Source organism: Bhargavaea ginsengi (assembly GCF_900109165.1).
Classification (GTDB): Bacteria; Bacillota; Bacilli; order Bacillales_A; family Planococcaceae; genus Bhargavaea; species Bhargavaea ginsengi.
Map to the genome: position 1 here is coordinate 607,847 of NZ_FNZF01000001.1, position 17,541 is coordinate 625,387.

14 protein-coding genes are annotated in these 17,541 nt (G+C 55.9%); 6 read left to right on the forward strand and 8 right to left on the reverse strand.

Translation table 11 applies throughout. The features are described from left to right. The first annotated feature begins 14 nt into the window (after positions 1-14). Positions 15-4,565, forward strand: coding sequence for an endonuclease (locus BMX91_RS02905; protein WP_092049742.1), 4,551 nt, complete (start codon positions 15-17; stop codon positions 4,563-4,565). A 102-nt stretch (positions 4,566-4,667) separates the two neighbouring features. Here the strand turns inward: BMX91_RS02905 and BMX91_RS02910 are convergent, their stop codons facing one another. From BMX91_RS02910 to BMX91_RS02930, 5 genes are all read right to left on the reverse strand, one after another. Next, positions 4,668-5,744, reverse strand: coding sequence for a YkvI family membrane protein (locus BMX91_RS02910; protein ID WP_092049745.1), 1,077 nt, complete (start codon positions 5,742-5,744; stop codon positions 4,668-4,670). Between the two features lie 273 nt (positions 5,745-6,017). Further along, a complete protein-coding gene (gene menC, locus BMX91_RS02915; RefSeq protein WP_092049748.1) occupies positions 6,018-7,148 on the reverse strand; it encodes an o-succinylbenzoate synthase in 1,131 nt (376 codons plus the stop codon). 24 nt (positions 7,149-7,172) lie between these two features. Next, positions 7,173-7,973 (reverse strand): GNAT family N-acetyltransferase, encoded by an 801-nt coding sequence (locus BMX91_RS02920; RefSeq protein ID WP_092049750.1) that lies wholly within the window; start codon positions 7,971-7,973, stop codon positions 7,173-7,175. 20 nt (positions 7,974-7,993) lie between these two features. After that, positions 7,994-8,839: a MurR/RpiR family transcriptional regulator gene (locus BMX91_RS02925; RefSeq protein ID WP_177168238.1), complete on the reverse strand. Its 846-nt coding sequence runs from the start codon at positions 8,837-8,839 to the stop codon at positions 7,994-7,996. Between the two features lie 333 nt (positions 8,840-9,172). Further along, a complete protein-coding gene (locus BMX91_RS02930) occupies positions 9,173-10,231 on the reverse strand; it encodes an NAD(P)/FAD-dependent oxidoreductase (RefSeq protein ID WP_092049755.1) in 1,059 nt (352 codons plus the stop codon). 146 nt (positions 10,232-10,377) lie between these two features. Between BMX91_RS02930 and BMX91_RS02935 the strand changes: the two genes are divergently transcribed. The 4 genes from BMX91_RS02935 to BMX91_RS02950 all read left to right on the forward strand — a co-directional run bounded on the left by BMX91_RS02935 (position 10,378) and on the right by BMX91_RS02950 (position 14,194). Beyond that, positions 10,378-11,160, forward strand: coding sequence for an ABC transporter ATP-binding protein (locus tag BMX91_RS02935; protein WP_092049756.1), 783 nt, complete (start codon positions 10,378-10,380; stop codon positions 11,158-11,160). 26 nt (positions 11,161-11,186) lie between these two features. Beyond that, positions 11,187-12,116, forward strand: a complete 930-nt coding sequence (locus BMX91_RS02940; protein WP_008297945.1) for an iron-hydroxamate ABC transporter substrate-binding protein — start codon at positions 11,187-11,189, stop codon at positions 12,114-12,116. An 82-nt stretch (positions 12,117-12,198) separates the two neighbouring features. Next, a complete protein-coding gene (locus BMX91_RS02945; protein ID WP_092049758.1) occupies positions 12,199-13,197 on the forward strand; it encodes a FecCD family ABC transporter permease in 999 nt (332 codons plus the stop codon). Then, positions 13,190-14,194 (forward strand): FecCD family ABC transporter permease, encoded by a 1,005-nt coding sequence (locus tag BMX91_RS02950; RefSeq protein ID WP_092049761.1) that lies wholly within the window; start codon positions 13,190-13,192, stop codon positions 14,192-14,194. Before BMX91_RS02945 ends, BMX91_RS02950 begins: the two co-directional genes overlap by 8 nt. A 79-nt stretch (positions 14,195-14,273) precedes the next feature. On the opposite strand, the gene BMX91_RS02955 is transcribed toward BMX91_RS02950, so the two are convergent. Beyond that, positions 14,274-14,537, reverse strand: a complete 264-nt coding sequence (locus tag BMX91_RS02955) for a YciI family protein (protein WP_092049764.1) — start codon at positions 14,535-14,537, stop codon at positions 14,274-14,276. A 75-nt stretch (positions 14,538-14,612) separates the two neighbouring features. Further along, positions 14,613-15,803, reverse strand: a complete 1,191-nt coding sequence (locus tag BMX91_RS02960; RefSeq protein WP_092049766.1) for an NAD(P)-dependent malic enzyme — start codon at positions 15,801-15,803, stop codon at positions 14,613-14,615. A 277-nt stretch (positions 15,804-16,080) separates the two neighbouring features. Between BMX91_RS02960 and BMX91_RS02965 the strand changes: the two genes are divergently transcribed. Further along, positions 16,081-16,563, forward strand: a complete 483-nt coding sequence (locus BMX91_RS02965) for an immunity protein YezG family protein (RefSeq protein WP_092049768.1) — start codon at positions 16,081-16,083, stop codon at positions 16,561-16,563. Positions 16,564-16,605: 42 nt separating this feature from the next. On the opposite strand, the gene BMX91_RS02970 is transcribed toward BMX91_RS02965, so the two are convergent. Next, positions 16,606-17,520: a nucleoside hydrolase gene (locus BMX91_RS02970; protein ID WP_092049771.1), complete on the reverse strand. Its 915-nt coding sequence runs from the start codon at positions 17,518-17,520 to the stop codon at positions 16,606-16,608. Positions 17,521-17,541 lie beyond the last annotated feature (21 nt).

Genomic DNA, 17,541 nt, shown 5'->3' on the forward strand with positions numbered 1-17,541 from the left:
GGAGCGAACACTACATGAATCAAAAGCGTTGGCGCAGGCCATTGAATGGCCTGCTGTCCGCAAGCCTGATGCTGAGCCTGATGGTTCCGGCGATCCCGGCAACCGCAAATGCGGAAACTGCGACAGAAGACCTGCTAATTTCGGAATACATTGAAGGCAGCAGCTTCAACAAGGCACTGGAGCTCTATAATGGCACCGGAGCAGAAGTTGACCTCGGGGCTTATTCCCTCGAACTGTATGCAAACGGCTCCTCTTCGCCGAGCAATTCCCTCAAACTTTCCGGCACACTCCCGGCGGGCGAAACCTATGTATTGGCTCATAACCAGGCAGTTCCGGACATCCTAGGCAAGGCCGATCTTCTGAATCAGACCGTCATCAACTTCAACGGTGACGATGCGGTCGTCCTGAAAAAAGACGGGCAGGCAGTTGATTCAATTGGCCAGGTTGGCGAACGGCTGGAGTTTGGCAAGGACCTGACACTTGTACGGAAAGCGGCTGTATCAGCCGGGGATAAGGTCATTAATGACCCATTCGACCGGACAACTGAATGGGATGAGTTCGGAAAAGATGATTTCTCAAATCTCGGTTCCCACCTTCAGGAAGGCGGCCCGTCTGATCCCGAAGAGCCGGTTGATACCATTTCCATCGCGGATGCCCGTGCCCTCCCTATCGGCGAGACTGTCACCATCAAAGGCGTGGTCGCAGCCAACCTGAAAAACACAATCTCCGTCCAGGACGAAACAGGCGGCATCGCAATCCGCCCCACTTCCCTCGGACTTGAAGTCGGTGAGGAAGTGACCCTCACCGGGACACTCGCAGACTACCGCGGCCTTCTGCAGCTGGACAGCGCGACTGTAGTCAACCGTGCGGACGCGGAAGCACCTGCGGCAAAATCCGTCACGGGCGACCAGATTGGAGAAGCGCTTGAGTCACAGCTGGTCACCGTAAGCGGCGTGACGCTCGGCGACATGTCCGGCGGCAGCTCTTGGGCAAACTTCACCGCAACCGACGGCAACGGAGAGTTCATCGTCCGTGATGAAACCAACCAGCTCGGCCTTGAAGAAGGCATGGCCTATGAGTCGGTCACCGGCATTGTCCAGCAGTTCGATGATGCCTATCAGATTATCCCGCGCGGCGCCGAAGACATCGTTGCTGACAGCACGATCCTCCGTCCTGCATCGGCTACTCCGGGTTCCGGCACATACGTCGGTCCTCAGGAAGTGACCCTCACGACGACAACGGCGGGTGCCGATATCCTTTACACGGTGGATGGCTCCGATCCGGCTGAAAACGGCACGGTCTATGAAGGCCCGGTGACCATCAGTGAAGACACTGTCCTGAAGACTGTGGTCCGGAATGCGGACGGCGAGTTCAGCGAAATGTCCATTTATGAGTACACGATCACCGAAGCACTCCGTATCCATGACATCCAGGGCGCCGACCACTTCTCATCATTTGACGGCCAGCGGGTCGAAGGTGTGGAAGGGATTGTCACGTACCACTACGAGCTAAACGGAGCGCATTATTACCACGTCCAGACACCGGACGAGCTTGCGGATGAAGACCCGCATACATCCGAAGCGATTACACTCTACGCAGGAAGTAAAGGCTGGCCGGTCCAGGTCGGCGATTTGGTCTCCGTCTCCGGTGAAGTAAGCGAGTATGCGATCGACGGCTACTCCGACCGCCATGATTCCGACCTCCCGATTACTCAGATTAACGTGCGCGATGACCGTGGCGGACAGGTGACCGTGCTCGAACGCGGCCTCGACCTACCGGAACCGGTCGTGATCGACGAGTCGAACCTCCCGACCGAGACCGTTGACGATGACGGGCTCACCGTCTTCGATCCGGAATCGGATGCCATCGACTTCTGGGAAAGCCTTGAAGGCATGCGAGTGACGGTAGGTGACGTCCGTGCAGTCGGACCTCAGGAACACGGAGACCTCGTCACCGTACTTGAAAACTGGCCTGAGGAAACAATCCACGGCGGTATCCTTTACAAGGAAGGCGACCAGAATGCGGAGCGCATCCAGTTCCGTCTCGAGCCAAACGGCCCTGCGCGTGACTTTGAAGTCGCGACAGGCGACCGGTTCGAAGGCCCGAACACCGGCGTCGTCGGCTACTCGTTCCAGAACTACAAGATCTTCGCTTCCCTCGATGAGATGCAGGCGAACCATGTAGAAGGTGACACTTCGCCTGAACAAACGACAATCGTTAAAGATGAAGACAAGCTGACGATCGCTTCCTACAACCTTGAGAACTTCTCGAACAACACAAAGACCACATCCGATGACAAGGCTCGCAAGCTCGCCCGCGTATTTGCCGTGGATATGCAGAGCCCGGACATTGTCGGTGTGACCGAAGTCCAGGACAATAACGGCCCGGATGCCGGTGACTCCGATGCATCCGAGTCGTACCAGCGCCTGATCGACGCCATCGTCGAGGCGGGCGGCGTCCGCTATGAGTACGCCAACATCAACCCGGTCAACGATGAAGACGGCGGGCAGCCTGGCGCGAACATCCGTGTCGGCTTCCTCTACAACCCGGAACGCGTTTCCCTCACTAACGGGATTCCTCACGGTGATGCGACAACCGCTGTCGGCTACGAAGACGGTAAGCTCACGCTTAACCCGGGACGCATCGCGCCGAACGACCCGGCATTCGAAGACAGCCGCAAGCCGCTTGCGGCACAGTTCGACTTCCAGGGCGAAAGCGTCGTTGTGATCGCGAACCACTGGAACTCCAAGAGCGGAGACACGCCGATCTTCGGCAAGATTCAGCCGCCGGTCCTCGGCAGTGAAACACAGCGCATCGAGATTGCCAAGCTCGTCCACGGCTTCGTGGAAGACGTGAAAGCAGACAATCCTGACGCGAATGTCGTTGCGGTCGGTGACTTCAATGACTACCAGTTCGCGGAACCGCTCAAGATCCTGGAAGGCGACATCATGACCAATATGATCAACCATGTCGATGCGCCTGACCGCTACACGTACATTTACCAGGGCAACTCGCAGGTGCTTGACCACATCGTCGTCTCGAACAATCTCGTCGAAGACACGGAAATTGACATCCTGCACGTCAATGCGGACTTCACCGACATGGCGGGCCGTGCAAGTGACCATGACCCGCTCATGGTTCAGCTCGACCTCGTCAAAGGTATGGAATTCGAGCCGATTGAGCCGAAAGATCACTATGTCTTCGACAAGCCTGACAAAAAGAAAGTAACGATCGGCAAACAGAGCGTCTCCGTCACAATTAATGAGCGCGGCATCATCCCGAACGGTCTTCACCTGAATGGTCGCTACGCCGAACTCCATGGTGAAGGCTTCAAGAATCAGACCGTTTATGTAAAGCCGAAAAAAGACGGCACGATCATCGACGCCAAAGGCACTGAAGTGAAGGAACTGATCATCGAAGGTGCGAAGCCGCTTGAAATCCGCGGCGGCGAAAACATCCAATCGATCAAGTTTGAGAAAAAAGCTTCTCCGGAACTTTTGACACTCTATGATTCCAAAGGCCGGCTGATCGGCCTTCCCGGTGAGGAAAAGCCGGCACCGGAAACAAATAAGGCACCTGAAGTCTCCTCCCCTATTGAAGACCGGAGCGTGACTGAAGGAGAGACAGTCACCATCGACCTCAACGGACATTTTGCAGATCCTGACGGCGACCCTCTCACCTATTCGGCAACAAAGGGAACGCTCTCCGGAAGCACTCTGTCGCTTGATCTTGAAGCCGGCACTCACCTTGTTGCGGTGACGGCAACAGATGGCAAGAAAAGCGCAACTGCCCGCTTCAGCGTGACAGTCGAAGAGGCTGAGCAGCCTGTTATCCCGGAGGAGCCGGTTAATCCTGACGGTTATTACAACGGAACCGAAGGCCTGGAAGGCGAAGCCCTGAAAGCAGCCCTCCATGACATCATCTCTGAGCAGGAAGTGCTGACCTATAAACAGGTCTGGGATGCACTACGCCTGACGGATGAGGATCCGGACAACCCTGACAACGTCATCCTGTTCTACTCACAACAGTCCCGCTCCAAGGACCGTAACGGCGGACAGGTCGGTGACTGGAACCGCGAGCACGTCTGGGCCAAGTCCCATGGCGACTTCGGCACATCGATGGGACCCGGCACGGACATCCATCACCTCCGACCGACAGACGTCCAAGTAAACAGCTCTCGCAGCAACCTTGACTTCGACTACGGCGGCAACCCGGTCAACAACTGCAGCGGATGCCTGCGCGACGGCGATTCCTTCGAAGCGCCGGATGAAGTCAAAGGCGACGTTGCCCGGATGCTCTTCTACATGGCAACCCGCTATGAGGAAGGCGACCGTGTGGATCTCGAACTCAACGAGCGGGTAAACAACGGCAGTGCCCCGTACCACGGCAAACTGTCCGTCCTGCTGGAATGGCATGAGATGGACCCGGTCAGCGAATATGAGCAGAACAGGAATGATGTCATCTTCGAGATCCAGGGCAACCGCAACCCGTTCATCGACAACCCGGAATGGGCGGAGTCGATCTTCGGCAACGGTGCGGAAAACCAAGCAGATCCAGCAGCATAAAAATCTCAAAAGAAGGCCCGGCATTGAGCCGGGCCTTCTTAATTAAAAACAGGGAGGCCGACTTCAGCCGGCGCCTCCCTGTTTTCGTATGATGATGGAACCTTATGATACTGTTTCGCTGCTGACCCTTGCCCCACCGGCAACTTTTCGTACCCAGTAGATGACGACTGCGGCGATGAGAACAAGACCAAGATAACCGGTGATCGGATAAAGCGTTCCGACCAGGCTGACAAACCCGACAAAGCTGAGGGCAAAGCCTCCGATTCCGAACAGAACAACCAGGACTTTGAATCGCTTTGTACCGGCCTCCGAAACCCGTGCAGTAAAGGAATACAGCATACCAACAGCCGTATTGTAGATCATGCAGAGCAACACAACTGCCATAATATTTGCAAGAACCGGCGAGATTTCAGCTGCAAGCGCCAATGTCGGCATTGCTGCACCGCTAACTGCATCCAGTTTGGTCAGCATGGCGAGGTTGACGAGCAGAATCAGGACACCCAATAGTCCTCCGCCGATTGCGCCTCCGATCGCTGCCGTCTTGCGGTCTTTGACCGTTCCGCCCATGACCGCCAGCATCGAAGCACTGCACGCGATGTTAAACGAAACATACAGGAATGCGCTCAGCAGCCAGTGAGGAGCTGCCGCATCCTGTTCCTGGGCAAGACGCGCAATCTCCGCACTCGAGATATCAGCCGTTAATACTGAATAGCCTGCCAGGAGGATGATTAGGGCCACCAGGAACGGCGTGATGGCACCGATCACCGTAATGATTTTCTGGACGTTCATCAGAACGGTCACCATGGTGGCCACGACCATGAACATACTGCCGACAACGGCAGGAATTCCGAACTGCTCTTCAAAAAGCGACCCTGCTCCGGCATACATGATAACGGCAACACCGAACAGGAAGAATGTAATGACTGCATCCACGAACATCCCGATCGGCTTCCCGCAGATTTTATAAATAATTTCTTTATGAGACTTCGACTTTAATGAACTTCCGATACTGGCCAAGTTCATCCCTATAAAAGCAAACACTGCCATGGCGGCGATTCCGCCGGCAATCCCCCATAATCCGAAACTCGTGAAAAACTGCAGAATTTCCTGTCCCGAGGCGAATCCTGCCCCGACAACCACCCCTGCAAACGCAGCCCCTAACCGGATACTTTCTTTCAACTTCCATCCCCTCCGTTTTCGGGAAGGTTCAACTGCCGCAGCAACAACCCGTTCCCAGATGTGTGTCTCTGTTGAGAATTCTTTGGTCGAAACCACAAGTAAGCGATTTCAATATACCTTCTACGATAACTCGAATCCAAGTTTAATTCAAGCAAGATTTAAAGAATTCTGTCGAATGACTTCTTGGATTGCGGTGATTTCACGACCAGAATATTCCGTCATCGGGAGGTTGAAAAAAAGCGGTGCCCGAGAGCACCGTTCCTCTATTTACGCTCACCGATTTGGCTGTGCATTCTCCGTCCGGAACACTTCTTCCCCGACCATATACTTCTTTATTTTTTCAAGATCCGGCTCATAGCCGATACCGTATCCGGAAGGGACGGTGATCTCTCCATCCACGGCAACGACTTCCGGTGTGATGATGTCTTCTTCCCAGTACCGGTCAGATCCTGCCGTGTCCCCCGGAAGCGTGAAGCCCGGAAGAGTAGTCAGGGCGACATTGTGAGCACGGCCGATGCCCGCTTCCAGCATCCCTCCGCACCAGAGTGCGATGCCTTTTCCGACACAATAATCATGGATCTTCCTGGCTTCCGTCAATCCTCCGACGCGACCGATTTTCACATTGATGATCCTGCAGCTGCCGAGTTCGACCGCCTTGCGCGCATCCTCGAGAGAATGGATGCTTTCATCCAGGCAGACCGGCGTTTCGAGTTCTTCCTGCAGTTTCGCGTGATCGATGATGTCGTCATGCGCAAGCGGCTGCTCAACCATCATGAGATCGAAGTCATCCAGCATCTTCAGCAGCTCGATATCTTCAAGGGTGTAGGCGGAGTTGGCATCCGCCATGAGCGGCACGTCCGGGAATGCTTCCCGGACCGCACGGATGATTTCGATATCGGTGCCCGGCTTGATCTTCATCTTGATGCGCTTGTAGCCCTGTTCGATAAAGCCGCGGACCGTCTCGACCATCTGCTCCTTGCTGTCCTGGATTCCGATCGAGATACCGACGTCAATCTTCTCCTTCTTCCCTCCGAGCGCTTCCGCTAGTGTCTGCTTGTTCCGTTTTGCATACAGGTCCCAGACAGCCCCCTCGATGGCCGCCTTTGCCATATTGTTCCGGCGGATTGGCGCGAAGAGTTCATTTACCTCGTCGGGATGATTGATTTCTTTCTCAAGCAAAAGCGGCACGAGGATGTCACGGATCACATGAGCGTTTGTCTCCACTGTCTCTTCTGCATACCATGGGTAGGTAAACGCGACCGACTCCCCCCAGCCGGAATTCCCTTCCTCATCAATCGCCTCGAGCAGGAGGAACGGCTTGTCCTGCATCGTCCCGAAACTGGTTGTAAACGGATGTTTCATGCGCATCTCCATGCGGCGCATACGGATCTCTTTGATGATCAATTATCCCATCTCCCTTTTCGTGAATTAAAGCGGCACATGCTCATTTCTGATCAGTACATATTCATTTAAGCGTCCGTCTTTTCTCCGGACGTCCGCGAGCATATATCCCTTGCTGAACGCTTCCGTGAAAATCTGCCTCGTCTTTAAGCGCCAGTCGATGGCGAGCGTCATGTCTTCCTTGCGCATTGCCTGGAAATCGGCCGGGACCGGAACGATGAACGCCTCAGCTTCCGGCACCTTCCCCGGGTGATCCAGTACCGGCTGGCCAGACTTGCCTGTCGATACTGTATACGGGCTGGCCTCATCAAGCTCCGGTTGGCGTAATCCGCCGGTCACACGGGGGCTGTCGATCCACCAGTCCAGCCGGAAACGGTCCGTCGGAAGCCCTGCGTTCAGCGGATCCTTCATTTCGCCGTAGCAGTCCTCCCAGTACGTGCCGACCACGCCACCGAGCTTCCGGATGTTCAGATAAGCATTGCGGCTTTCCAACGGATCGAATGTCCATTGGATAAGGTCATAGCCGATCTCTTTCGCCAGTTCCGCCTGATGCCGTTTCATGGCCGCACCGAGGCCCGAATGCCGGTATTCCGGAAGGAGCGCCAGCATATGCGAGCACAGGTACGGCCTTTTTCCGTCGAAGCCCGCAAAACTATATTGGAAACCGACTGCCCGGTCCCCGATAAAGGCGCCGATCAACAGGCCGCCGTTTTTCATGGCGGTCAGGAACTGCTGCGGTGGTGTGGCACTTCCCCAAACGGCCCGCTCCAGTTCCGTCGCCTGGTGGGTTTCCCCTTTTTCAAATGACCGGATCACCGGCTGTTCCATACTTTTCACTCCCCGGCGTATCAGATGCCCTCTACATAATAAAATCCGTTATCAATCGCCCGTGCCGCTTCCTGACGTTTTTTTACCGTTGCCGGATCCTTTACGCATAGCGCAGCGACAAGTGAATTTAAGAATGAAAAAAGTGGTGCTGCTTTGTCAACCGTGTTCGAACCCGACTCCATGGAAAACAATACGTCGCAGCAGCCAGAGACCGGCGCCGAAAGGGAATCGCTGATGCCGATCACAAAGGCCCCCCTCTTTTTTGCCAGATCCGCAATTTCCAGTGTTTCTTTCAGATAACGATGGAAGCTGAAAACGATCACAACGGAGCTGCTGTCCATTTTCACCATTGCCAAGGCCGGATCCTCAGCCTGCGGATGCATGACATCGACACCGTCCCGTACAAATCTCAGCATAAGTGACAGCCAGGCGGCAGCCGGATAGGAAGCCCGCAGGCCGAGCACCGACACATTTCCGGCTGTAAGGATCTCCCGCACGGCCCGGTCGAACTGAACCGGGTCAATATTTCTGGCCGTCTCGGCGATCGCGCGCTGGTCACGTTCCATGACCTTCTCAAAAATCCGGCTGTCCTCACCGATTGTCAGCTTGTCGTCCTGGTAATCCGTGAAGCTGCTTTCCGGTGTATAAAGTTCCTCACGGATCGCCTTCTGCAGCGCCGGATAGCCGGTAAACCCCATGTTATAGCTGAATCGGATGACTGTCGACTCGCTCGTGCCGGTACGCTCCCCGAGCTCGGAGCCTGAGCATACCGCGACATCATGCGGGCGCTCCATCACATACTCTGCTACTTTCCGCTGCCCCCGCGGAAGCTTCAGGATTTCCCGGTGGACCAATCCTTTCAACATCATCCCGCACACCCCATTCGACTGTATGTAGTGACCCAAACATCAAGAAGCCCTAAAACGGGCAGGACAACATTGATCCGGGCCTGCAAAATAGGCGCCGGCTATCTTTGAAGGAATTCCTGCATAAGTTTTCCATTAATGAAGGGAATCCTTCAATATTATTTTTACACTATCATGATTGGGAGAGAGGTGCAATATATTTCTGAATATTATCTTTCCTTCATGGTGATAGAGGGTTGAGTCGGGTTTTAATGTAAAAAAGACAGGCTTTACAGTGTTGGCTGCAAAGTCTGTCTGGTCGGGTGAAGTATTGGACTGTGTACTTTTACAAAATCAACCTCCGGATTTCACTTCCTCCGCAATCTGCCTGATGAGCGAACGGTTCCTTTCCTTGAAGCGGTCATTGTGGGAAGAAACCATTCCCCGGTCGTGTGCCTCCGGTTCGATATATGTTTTTGCCCGGTTCACAGCATTGACCGCATCCTGGAAGGCGCCGACAAGGAGATTCACCTTTCCGGTATAGGAAAGGCAGTCACCGGCGGCAAAAATTCCCGGGACAGTGGTGGATGCATCTGCCCCACCTTCGAAAAAGTGGCTGTCTTTGCGCAATGGTTCCGGTTCAAATGCCAGCTCGGAATCACGCTCATAACCGTGGCTGACGACGACATCATCCACTTCCACACGGGTAAGCGCTCCGGATTCCGTATCCATCAGTTCCACCAGTTCAATCCGGGTTTTCGCTGCATCTGATAGTAGCCGGTGGATCGTCACATTTAGCATGATGTCGGTGCCGTTGCTCCTGACCTTCTCCACCTGCGCCTCGTGAGCACAGAAATTGTCCCTGCGGTGGACGAGAATCACTTTCGCCGCGATGCCGGACAGCTCGTCCGCCCAGTCGACCGCCGCATCTCCACCGCCCGAGATCAACACTGTCTTGCCGGTGAATGCTGCAAGCGAAGGCATTGTGTAATGAAGATTGTCCATCTCCGCAACGTCAGCTCCCTGCAGCCGGAGTTTCTGGGGCGTGACGATGCCGCCTCCGTTCGCCATGATGATGGCCTTTGACAGATGAATCCTGCCGCGATGGTCTTGGGCCTCAAACAGGCCCTGTCCATTTTTCCGGATAGCAGCGATCTTCGTCCCCGTCAGCACTTCCGGGCCGAACGTCTTCCCCTGTTCGATCAGCTGCCTCCGGAATGTCTCCCCCTGCAGCGGCGGCTGGCCGCCCGCATCCCAGATCATCTTTTCCCGGAACAGGCACACTTTCCCGCCCAGTTCTTCCCTCGCTTCGATGAGCCGCGCGTCCATGCCGCGGAGCCCGCTGTAAAACGCGGAGTACAGCCCGGCCGGTCCCCCGCCGATAATCGTCACATCCCGGATTGGTTCTGCCATGTCGATTTCCTCCCTCTCCTGCTTCAGAAAACAGTTGACACCTTCATCGTTAGTCTATATCATCTGAAATTGAAAATCATTCTCATTGATAATCATTTTCATCGAGAATAACATGTTCCACTTCAAAAAGAAAGGAGAAACCCAATATGCAACTGCTCGCCGAACAGATCCGGGTCGGCTACGGAGATACCCCCATTGTCCATGGGATGGATATCTCGTTTCCCCAGGGAAAGATCACGACCATCATCGGGTCAAACGGATGCGGGAAATCAACGCTACTGAAAGCGATCACCCGCATCATCCCCCATCAGGGCGGTGCCGTCCTGCTTGACGGCGCCAACATCCGGTCGATGGATACAAAAGCACTGGCGAGGGAAATGGCCATCCTTCCCCAGACGCAGGACAGCGCCAACGGCCTCCTGGTAGGAGAACTCGTCGCCTACGGCCGCTTCCCTTACCAGAAGGGATTTGGACGGCTGAGCGTCGAAGACCGCCGCATGGTCGACTGGGCGCTGGAGGCGACCCGCATGGACGAATTCCGTAACCGGCCGGTGGATGCCCTGTCCGGCGGGCAGCGGCAGCGGGCCTGGATCGCGATGGCCCTTGCACAGGACACCGGGATCATTTTCCTGGATGAACCGACCACCTACCTGGACATGGCTCATCAGCTCGAAGTCCTGGAACTTCTCCGGAAGCTGAACCGGGAAGAAGGCCGGACGATCGTCATGGTGCTTCATGACCTCAACCAGGCCGCTCGTTTCTCCGATCATCTCATCGCCCTTTCGTCGGGACGCCTCATCAAGAGCGGACCGCCGGAAGAAGTGCTCGTCCCTGACGTGCTGAAAGACGTGTTCCGCATTGATGCGGTCATCGGAAAGGACCCGAGGACCGGGACCCCCTTCTGCATGACCTATGATCTGATCAAATAAATGACCTTATCCAAAGGAGAATCCATATGAACAAGAAACTGCTCCTGATCCTTACCCTGCTCATGACTCTTACACTTGCCGCATGCGCGTCCGGCTCCGCCGATGACAGCAAGGGAGAATCAGAAGACAATGCTTCCTCTGACACCATCGTCTACGAATCCGAAACCGGGCCTGTCGAAGTGCCTGCAGATCCTCAGCGTGTTGTTGTGCTGTCTTCCTACGCGGGTGACCTGATCAAACTGGATGTGCCGATTGTCGGCGTAGACTCCTGGTCCGCCGCCAACCCGAGCTTTGACGAAGCGCTGAAAGACGCCGAAGTCGTCTCCAATGAAGACATCGAGAAAATCATCGAACTTGAGCCGGATCTCATCATCGGCCTGAACAACATCCAGAACGCAGAAAAGCTGGAGAAAATCGCGCCGACCGTCCTCTTTACCTACGGCAAGAATGACTACCTCCAGCAGCACATCGAAATCGCCAAAGTCGTCAACAAAGAAAAGGAAGCCACCGAGTGGGTGGAAGACTTCAAGAAGCGCGCCGAGGACCTTGGCACGCGCATCAAGGAAAAGATCGGCGAAGACGCCACAGTCACCGTCGCGGAAAACTTTGAGAAGCAGCTGTACCTGTTCGGCGACAACTGGGGTCGCGGCACTGAAATCCTCTACCAGGCAATGGGGCTGAAGATGCCGAAGCAGGTCGAGGATGTCGCGCTTGAGCCGGGCTACTTCGCCATCTCGCAGGAAGTGCTCGGTGATTACACGGGCGATTACCTCGTATTGAGCCTGACGGAAGAGCAGGACACCTCGTTCATGGATGCCGCCTGGTTCAAGGAAATTCCGGCTGTGAAAAACGGCAATCTGATCGTTGCAGATGCACGGACTGCCTACTTCAACGATGCCATGACACTTGATGACCAGCTGGACTTCTTTGAACAGGAATTTCTCGGAAACGAATAACATCAGAAAAGCGGTCCATCCGGCCGGGTGAGGCCCGGTCTGCGGACCGCTTTTCCTTTGATTGAGGAAAGTGACTGACGATATGACCACCAAACGACTTGTTCCATTTCCGATACAGCTCGCGCTCGGTGTTCTGCTGGTGGCCGCATCCTTTGTTGCGGCACTGACGCTCGGAGCCGCGGATACTGGCATCCGTGATGTCTGGCAGGCAGTGTTCTCAGCGACCGGCGAACATGCCGCTATACTCCGCGAACTGCGCATTCCGCGCGTGGTGGCCGCCATCTTCACAGGAGCGGCGCTTGGCGTTGCCGGCGCGATTATGCAGGGCGTAACACGCAACCCGCTCGCTGACCCCGGCCTTCTCGGACTGACCTCAGGCGCGAACGCTGCGCTCGCCCTATCGCTGGCACTGATTCCCGGCATCCCCTATCTCGGAATCCTGGCAGCCTGCTTTCTCGGCGCAGGGGTAGGCATGGTGCTCGTATTCGGCATCGGGGCATCCAGCAGGGGCGGCATGTCCGCGATGCGGCTTGTCGTCGCGGGTGCTGCGGTTTCCGCTTTTCTGCAGGCGATTGCGGACGGAACGGGGATCGTCTTCCGGATTTCCAAGGACGTCTCGCTCTGGACGGCAGGCGGTCTCATGGGCACGACTCCCAAGGCTCTCATCATCGTCCCGTTTATCGCAGTAGGTCTCATCGGTGCCATTGCCGTCAGCCGCCAGCTGACCATCCTCAGCCTGCAGGAAGACGTGGCGGCCGGCCTAGGCCAGCGGGTGTTCCTGATGAAAGCCATTATGATGGGCATCACCGCCCTTCTCGCAGGTGCGGCGGTCTCCCTTGTCGGCAACCTGGCGTTTGTCGGCCTCATCATCCCGCATATCGTGCGGACCTTCAGCGGATCGGACTATACACGGATCGTCCCGATGAGCGCCCTTCTCGGCGCCGCGTTTATGGTGCTGGCCGATCTCGCGGGCCGGACCCTGAATGCGCCGTTCGAGACACCGGTCGTCGCCATTACGGCACTGATCGGACTGCCGTTCTTCCTGATGATCGTCCGGAAAGGGGGGCTCCGCGATGCATGAATCGAAACGGCGCAGGCCGCTCCGCCGGACACTTATCCTGGCTGGACTGTTCCTCATCGTGCTTATCGCCGCCCTGTCGGCAGGTGCATCAGGCGTGACAATCGACCGGCTCATCCCTGTCCTCGCAGGCAACGGCACGTTCAAGGAATCGTTCATCCTGCTGGAAGTGCGGCTGCCGAGAGTGGCGGTGCTCGTACTTGCAGGGGTGGCGCTTGCGGTGTCCGGGTCAATCCTGCAGACGGTCACGCGAAATGATTTGGCGGACCCGGGAATCATCGGGATCCATTCCGGGGCAGGATTCGCCATCACCGTGTTTTATCTTTTTGCCGGAGGCGATATCCCTTACTACGCCTATCTGCTTCCGGCCGTGGGATTTGCCGGGGCCATCGTGACTGCCGCACTCATCTATCTGTTCTCGACTGAAAAGGGACGCGGTCTCCGTCCGATGCGCCTGCTTCTTGTCGGGATCGGATTTGCCTCCGCCCTGTCAGGCGGCATGATGCTCCTCATCTCCGGCGCCGAACGCCAGGAGGCCGCCTTTGTCGCGGAGTGGCTCGCCGGAAGCGTCTGGGGCGCCGACTGGCCGTTTGTGCTCGCGCTCCTGCCGTGGGTCATCCTGCTCGTCCCGTTTGTCCTGTACCGCTCGAACACGCTCAATATCCTGGCGCTCAGTGAACCTTCGGCAATCGGGCTCGGCCTTCGGCTGTCACGAAGCCGGATGCTCCTGATCGCAATTGCCGTCGCCCTTGCCGCGGCTGCCGTATCGGTCACGGGCTATATCGCCTTTATCGGCCTGATGGCCCCGCATATCGCCAGGGCCATCGCCGGACCGCGCCACCAGCATTACCTTCCGGCGGCGATGCTGATCGGTGCCGGGCTCCTTGTTGCGGCGGACACGATCGGCCACTCCTTCCCGGCCTTCACTGTCCCCGCCGGCATTATCGCCGCCCTTATCGGCGCGCCGTACTTCCTCTATCTGATGAGGAAGAATGGGTGATCTGGGATGAGACGTTGATTATCTTTACCTGAGCCCAAAATAAAACCAGCAGCCGTCCGCCGGCTGCTGGTTTTCTCGTTCACGCGAAACTCGCGATCCACTCTTTGATTTCCATTCCGCGCGCGCCTTTTTCGACGTATGGGTCCTGCTTGGCGATTTCTTCCGCCGCTTCCAATGACTCGGCCGCGTAGATCACCATGCCGCCGGAACCGTCGGCAAATCGGCCTTTCGCTTTCACATTGCCCTTTTCAATCTGCTCGTCCAGGAATGCCAGATGATCCGGACGGAGGGTCTGACTCAGTTCCTCATCCTTCATCGGCAGATAAACCACATAATAAGACATCCCATTTCCCCCATTCCACTAGTTGTCCATTTCATTATATAGCTTTTCGGGACACTGTGGGAATGAGGTCGCGGTTCAGGACTTAACCGGTGTCTTTCGGGCAACACCCGTCCGGAGGGCAGCTTCGGCGACAGCTTTGGCAACTGCGTCCGCAACCCGCACGTCAAACGGGTCGGGGATGATCCGGTCATCGGTAAGCGCTGTGCGGCCGATCAGATCCGCAATCGCATATGCGGCCGCACGCTTCATCTCCTCGTTCACTTCACTCGCCCTCACGCTAAGTGCACCTTTGAAAATCCCTGGGAAAGCGAGAATATTATTCACTTGATTCGGGAAGTCGGAGCGGCCCGTGCCGACAATGCGTGCACCGGCGGCTTTCGCCTCATCCGGCATGATTTCCGGCACCGGATTTGCCATCGCGAAAATGATTGGCTCCTCCGCCATCGTGCGTACCATGTCCTGTGTGAGCGCTCCTGCCGCGGACACCCCGATAAACACATCAGCGCCGGCAATAACGTCTGCCAGGCTGCCGCTCCTGCGGTCCGGATTCGTCGCCTGTGCGATCGATTCCTTCATCGGATTCATCCGCTCCGTCCGGCCTTCGTAGATAGCGCCTGCCGTATCGCACATGATGATCTGTTCCACACCAAATCCGAGCAGCAGCTTGGCGATTGCCACACCTGCCGCTCCCGCGCCGTTCATGACAACCTTCATGTCACGCAGCTCACGACCTGTCAGCCGGGAAGCATTCAGAAGGCCCGCCGCCACGACGATCGCCGTGCCGTGCTGGTCATCATGGAACACCGGGATATCCAGTTCTTCCTTGAGCCGGTCTTCAATCTCAAAGCAGGCGGGTGCGGCGATGTCCTCGAGGTTGATGCCGCCGAACACACCGGCCATCAGCTTGACCGCATTCACGAACTCATCCGGATCTTCCGTGTCCAGGACAATCGGGAACGCATCCACGTTGCCGAACCGCTTGAACAGCGCCGCTTTTCCTTCCATTACAGGAATCGATGCCGCTGCGCCGATATTACCAAGGCCTAACACTGCCGTTCCGTTGCTGATGACACCGACCGTGTGGCCCTTGATTGTATAGTCATAGATGCTTTCCGGGTCCTGCTCGATCTCCAGGCAGGGACCGGCGACACCCGGTGAATACACCAGGCTCAGGTCACGCTTCGACTCGATCGGTGCCTTTACCGTCACTTCCAGCTTTCCTTCCAGCTCACGATGCAAGTCAAGCGCTTCTTCGTACTTTTTCACCGGTCTCCACTCCTTTAGCTTGTTACCAAGCAAAATGATAAAAATATACGTTCCATTGTATAGGCTGAATATTTTTAAATCAACTGAATCAGAATAATTTCAGATGAAAGGCTTAAAATCAGCGATGAATCGACATTTTTATGGATTTTTCAGGATATCTGATCATCTTGTATATCAGTTAGTGTGCGCGCCCTCGGCAAAAGGATACAACAGAGATCCGGATGACGATGCCTCCCTGTTCTGCTAGGATTGGTAACAAGACTGGGAGGCGGAGCGGATGGATACAACCAACCTTGAAACAATCACACAGCAGCTGATTGAAACGATCATCGAATCGGTCCCGACCGAATGGGACAAGCTGATGTTCTATGGAGAAAATCGCGATGAACACGCCGATTACTTTTATTATTTTTTCAGGAAAGATAGTCCGGAATTTCTGCCGGATGCAGAAATGCACTACATCCTCGACTTGGATCCCATCGATTACCATGAACAGACAGATGAGATCAATCGCCTGATTCTGAAGCTTGCCGGAGAGTTCCAAGCACTGGGACGCGAGCCGTTCACGACGATGACACTCATGATCGACGATGCCGGCGGCCTGAGCCTCAATTATGGATATGATGGATTGCGGCATGACCGGGCGGAAGACTACGAAATGAAGTTCACGAAAAAGTATGTGCTGCCCGAATGGAAAGCCCGCGGAGGACGTCCGGAGAAAAGCGCCATGAGAAGGGTATTTGAACTCTTCTTCAAATGATCAAAGCCCGCGATGCCAGATTGGCACCACGGGCTTTTCCGGTTAACGGGTCATGCTTTGGATCAGATAGCGGATAAACCGCTCCCCCTCTACTCCAAGGCAGACGTCCATATTCGGTTCATGTCCTGTCACCTGATTGAAATCACATACGGTCTGGCCGTCGCACAAGGAACTGTCCGCCTCCACATCGACATAGAGCCGTTCGGTCCGGACAAACGACCGGTCGAGCGCCACCCCGACCGCCAGCGGATCATGCATCGAACACGCACGGCTGCCGGTCATCTCCTCATAGCGGTTCATGTACTGGACCGTCGCTTCCCGGATAAACTCGCCCTCCGCATTCCCCGACATTTCCCGGACATGCGGCTCGTCGAGAAGCGTCTTTTCGGTCACGTCCAGTCCGATGAGCGTGATCGGAAGGCCGGAATGGAAGACGACCTTCGCCGCCTCCGGATCGACAAAGATGTTGAACTCAGCCTTCGGCGTGATGTTCCCCGGTGTATCCACCGCGCCGCCCATGATGATGACTTCCTTGAGCCAGTCCTTGAGCCGTGGCTCTTTCCTGACAGCGAGCGCCATGTTGGTGAGCGGAGCGAGAAGCACGAGCGTAAGCTCACCCTTATGTTTTTCCGCCTGTTCAATAATGAAGTCCGAGGCAAATCCTTGTGCAGGCGTCCCAGGTTCCATGTCGCCAAGCGCGCCTCCGATTCCGTCATCACCGTGCACCCTCGCCTCGAAATGAGGCGCTCGCAGGAGCGGCCGGTCCGCACCCCGGACGACCGGAATGTCTTCGCGCCCGATCAGGCTGAGGACTTTAAGTGTATTGACCGTCGCGTTGTCCAGCGACGTGTTTCCATTCACCGTTGTCACCCCGACCAATTCGGATTCCTTGGCCGCGAGCAAAAGCGCAATCGCATCGTCGATACCAGTATCAACATCCAGCAATAGTTTCTTCATATAATATTCCGCCTTTCTCCA

Bases quoted from the DNA above. Each gene is read 5' to 3' on its own strand.
- BMX91_RS02905 (WP_092049742.1), top strand. From the start codon at position 15: ATGAATCAAAAGCGTTGGCGCAGGCCATTGAATGGCCTGCTGTCCGCA.
- BMX91_RS02920 (WP_092049750.1), bottom strand. From the start codon at position 7,973: ATGGAACAGCCGGTGATCCGGTCATTTGAAAAAGGGGAAACCCACCAG.
- BMX91_RS02925 (WP_177168238.1), bottom strand. From the start codon at position 8,839: ATGTTGAAAGGATTGGTCCACCGGGAAATCCTGAAGCTTCCGCGGGGG.
- BMX91_RS02930 (WP_092049755.1), bottom strand. From the start codon at position 10,231: ATGGCAGAACCAATCCGGGATGTGACGATTATCGGCGGGGGACCGGCC.
- BMX91_RS02935 (WP_092049756.1), top strand. From the start codon at position 10,378: ATGCAACTGCTCGCCGAACAGATCCGGGTCGGCTACGGAGATACCCCC.
- BMX91_RS02940 (WP_008297945.1), top strand. From the start codon at position 11,187: ATGAACAAGAAACTGCTCCTGATCCTTACCCTGCTCATGACTCTTACA.
- BMX91_RS02945 (WP_092049758.1), top strand. From the start codon at position 12,199: ATGACCACCAAACGACTTGTTCCATTTCCGATACAGCTCGCGCTCGGT.
- BMX91_RS02950 (WP_092049761.1), top strand. From the start codon at position 13,190: ATGCATGAATCGAAACGGCGCAGGCCGCTCCGCCGGACACTTATCCTG.
- BMX91_RS02955 (WP_092049764.1), bottom strand. From the start codon at position 14,537: ATGTCTTATTATGTGGTTTATCTGCCGATGAAGGATGAGGAACTGAGT.
- BMX91_RS02965 (WP_092049768.1), top strand. From the start codon at position 16,081: ATGGATACAACCAACCTTGAAACAATCACACAGCAGCTGATTGAAACG.
- BMX91_RS02970 (WP_092049771.1), bottom strand. From the start codon at position 17,520: ATGAAGAAACTATTGCTGGATGTTGATACTGGTATCGACGATGCGATT.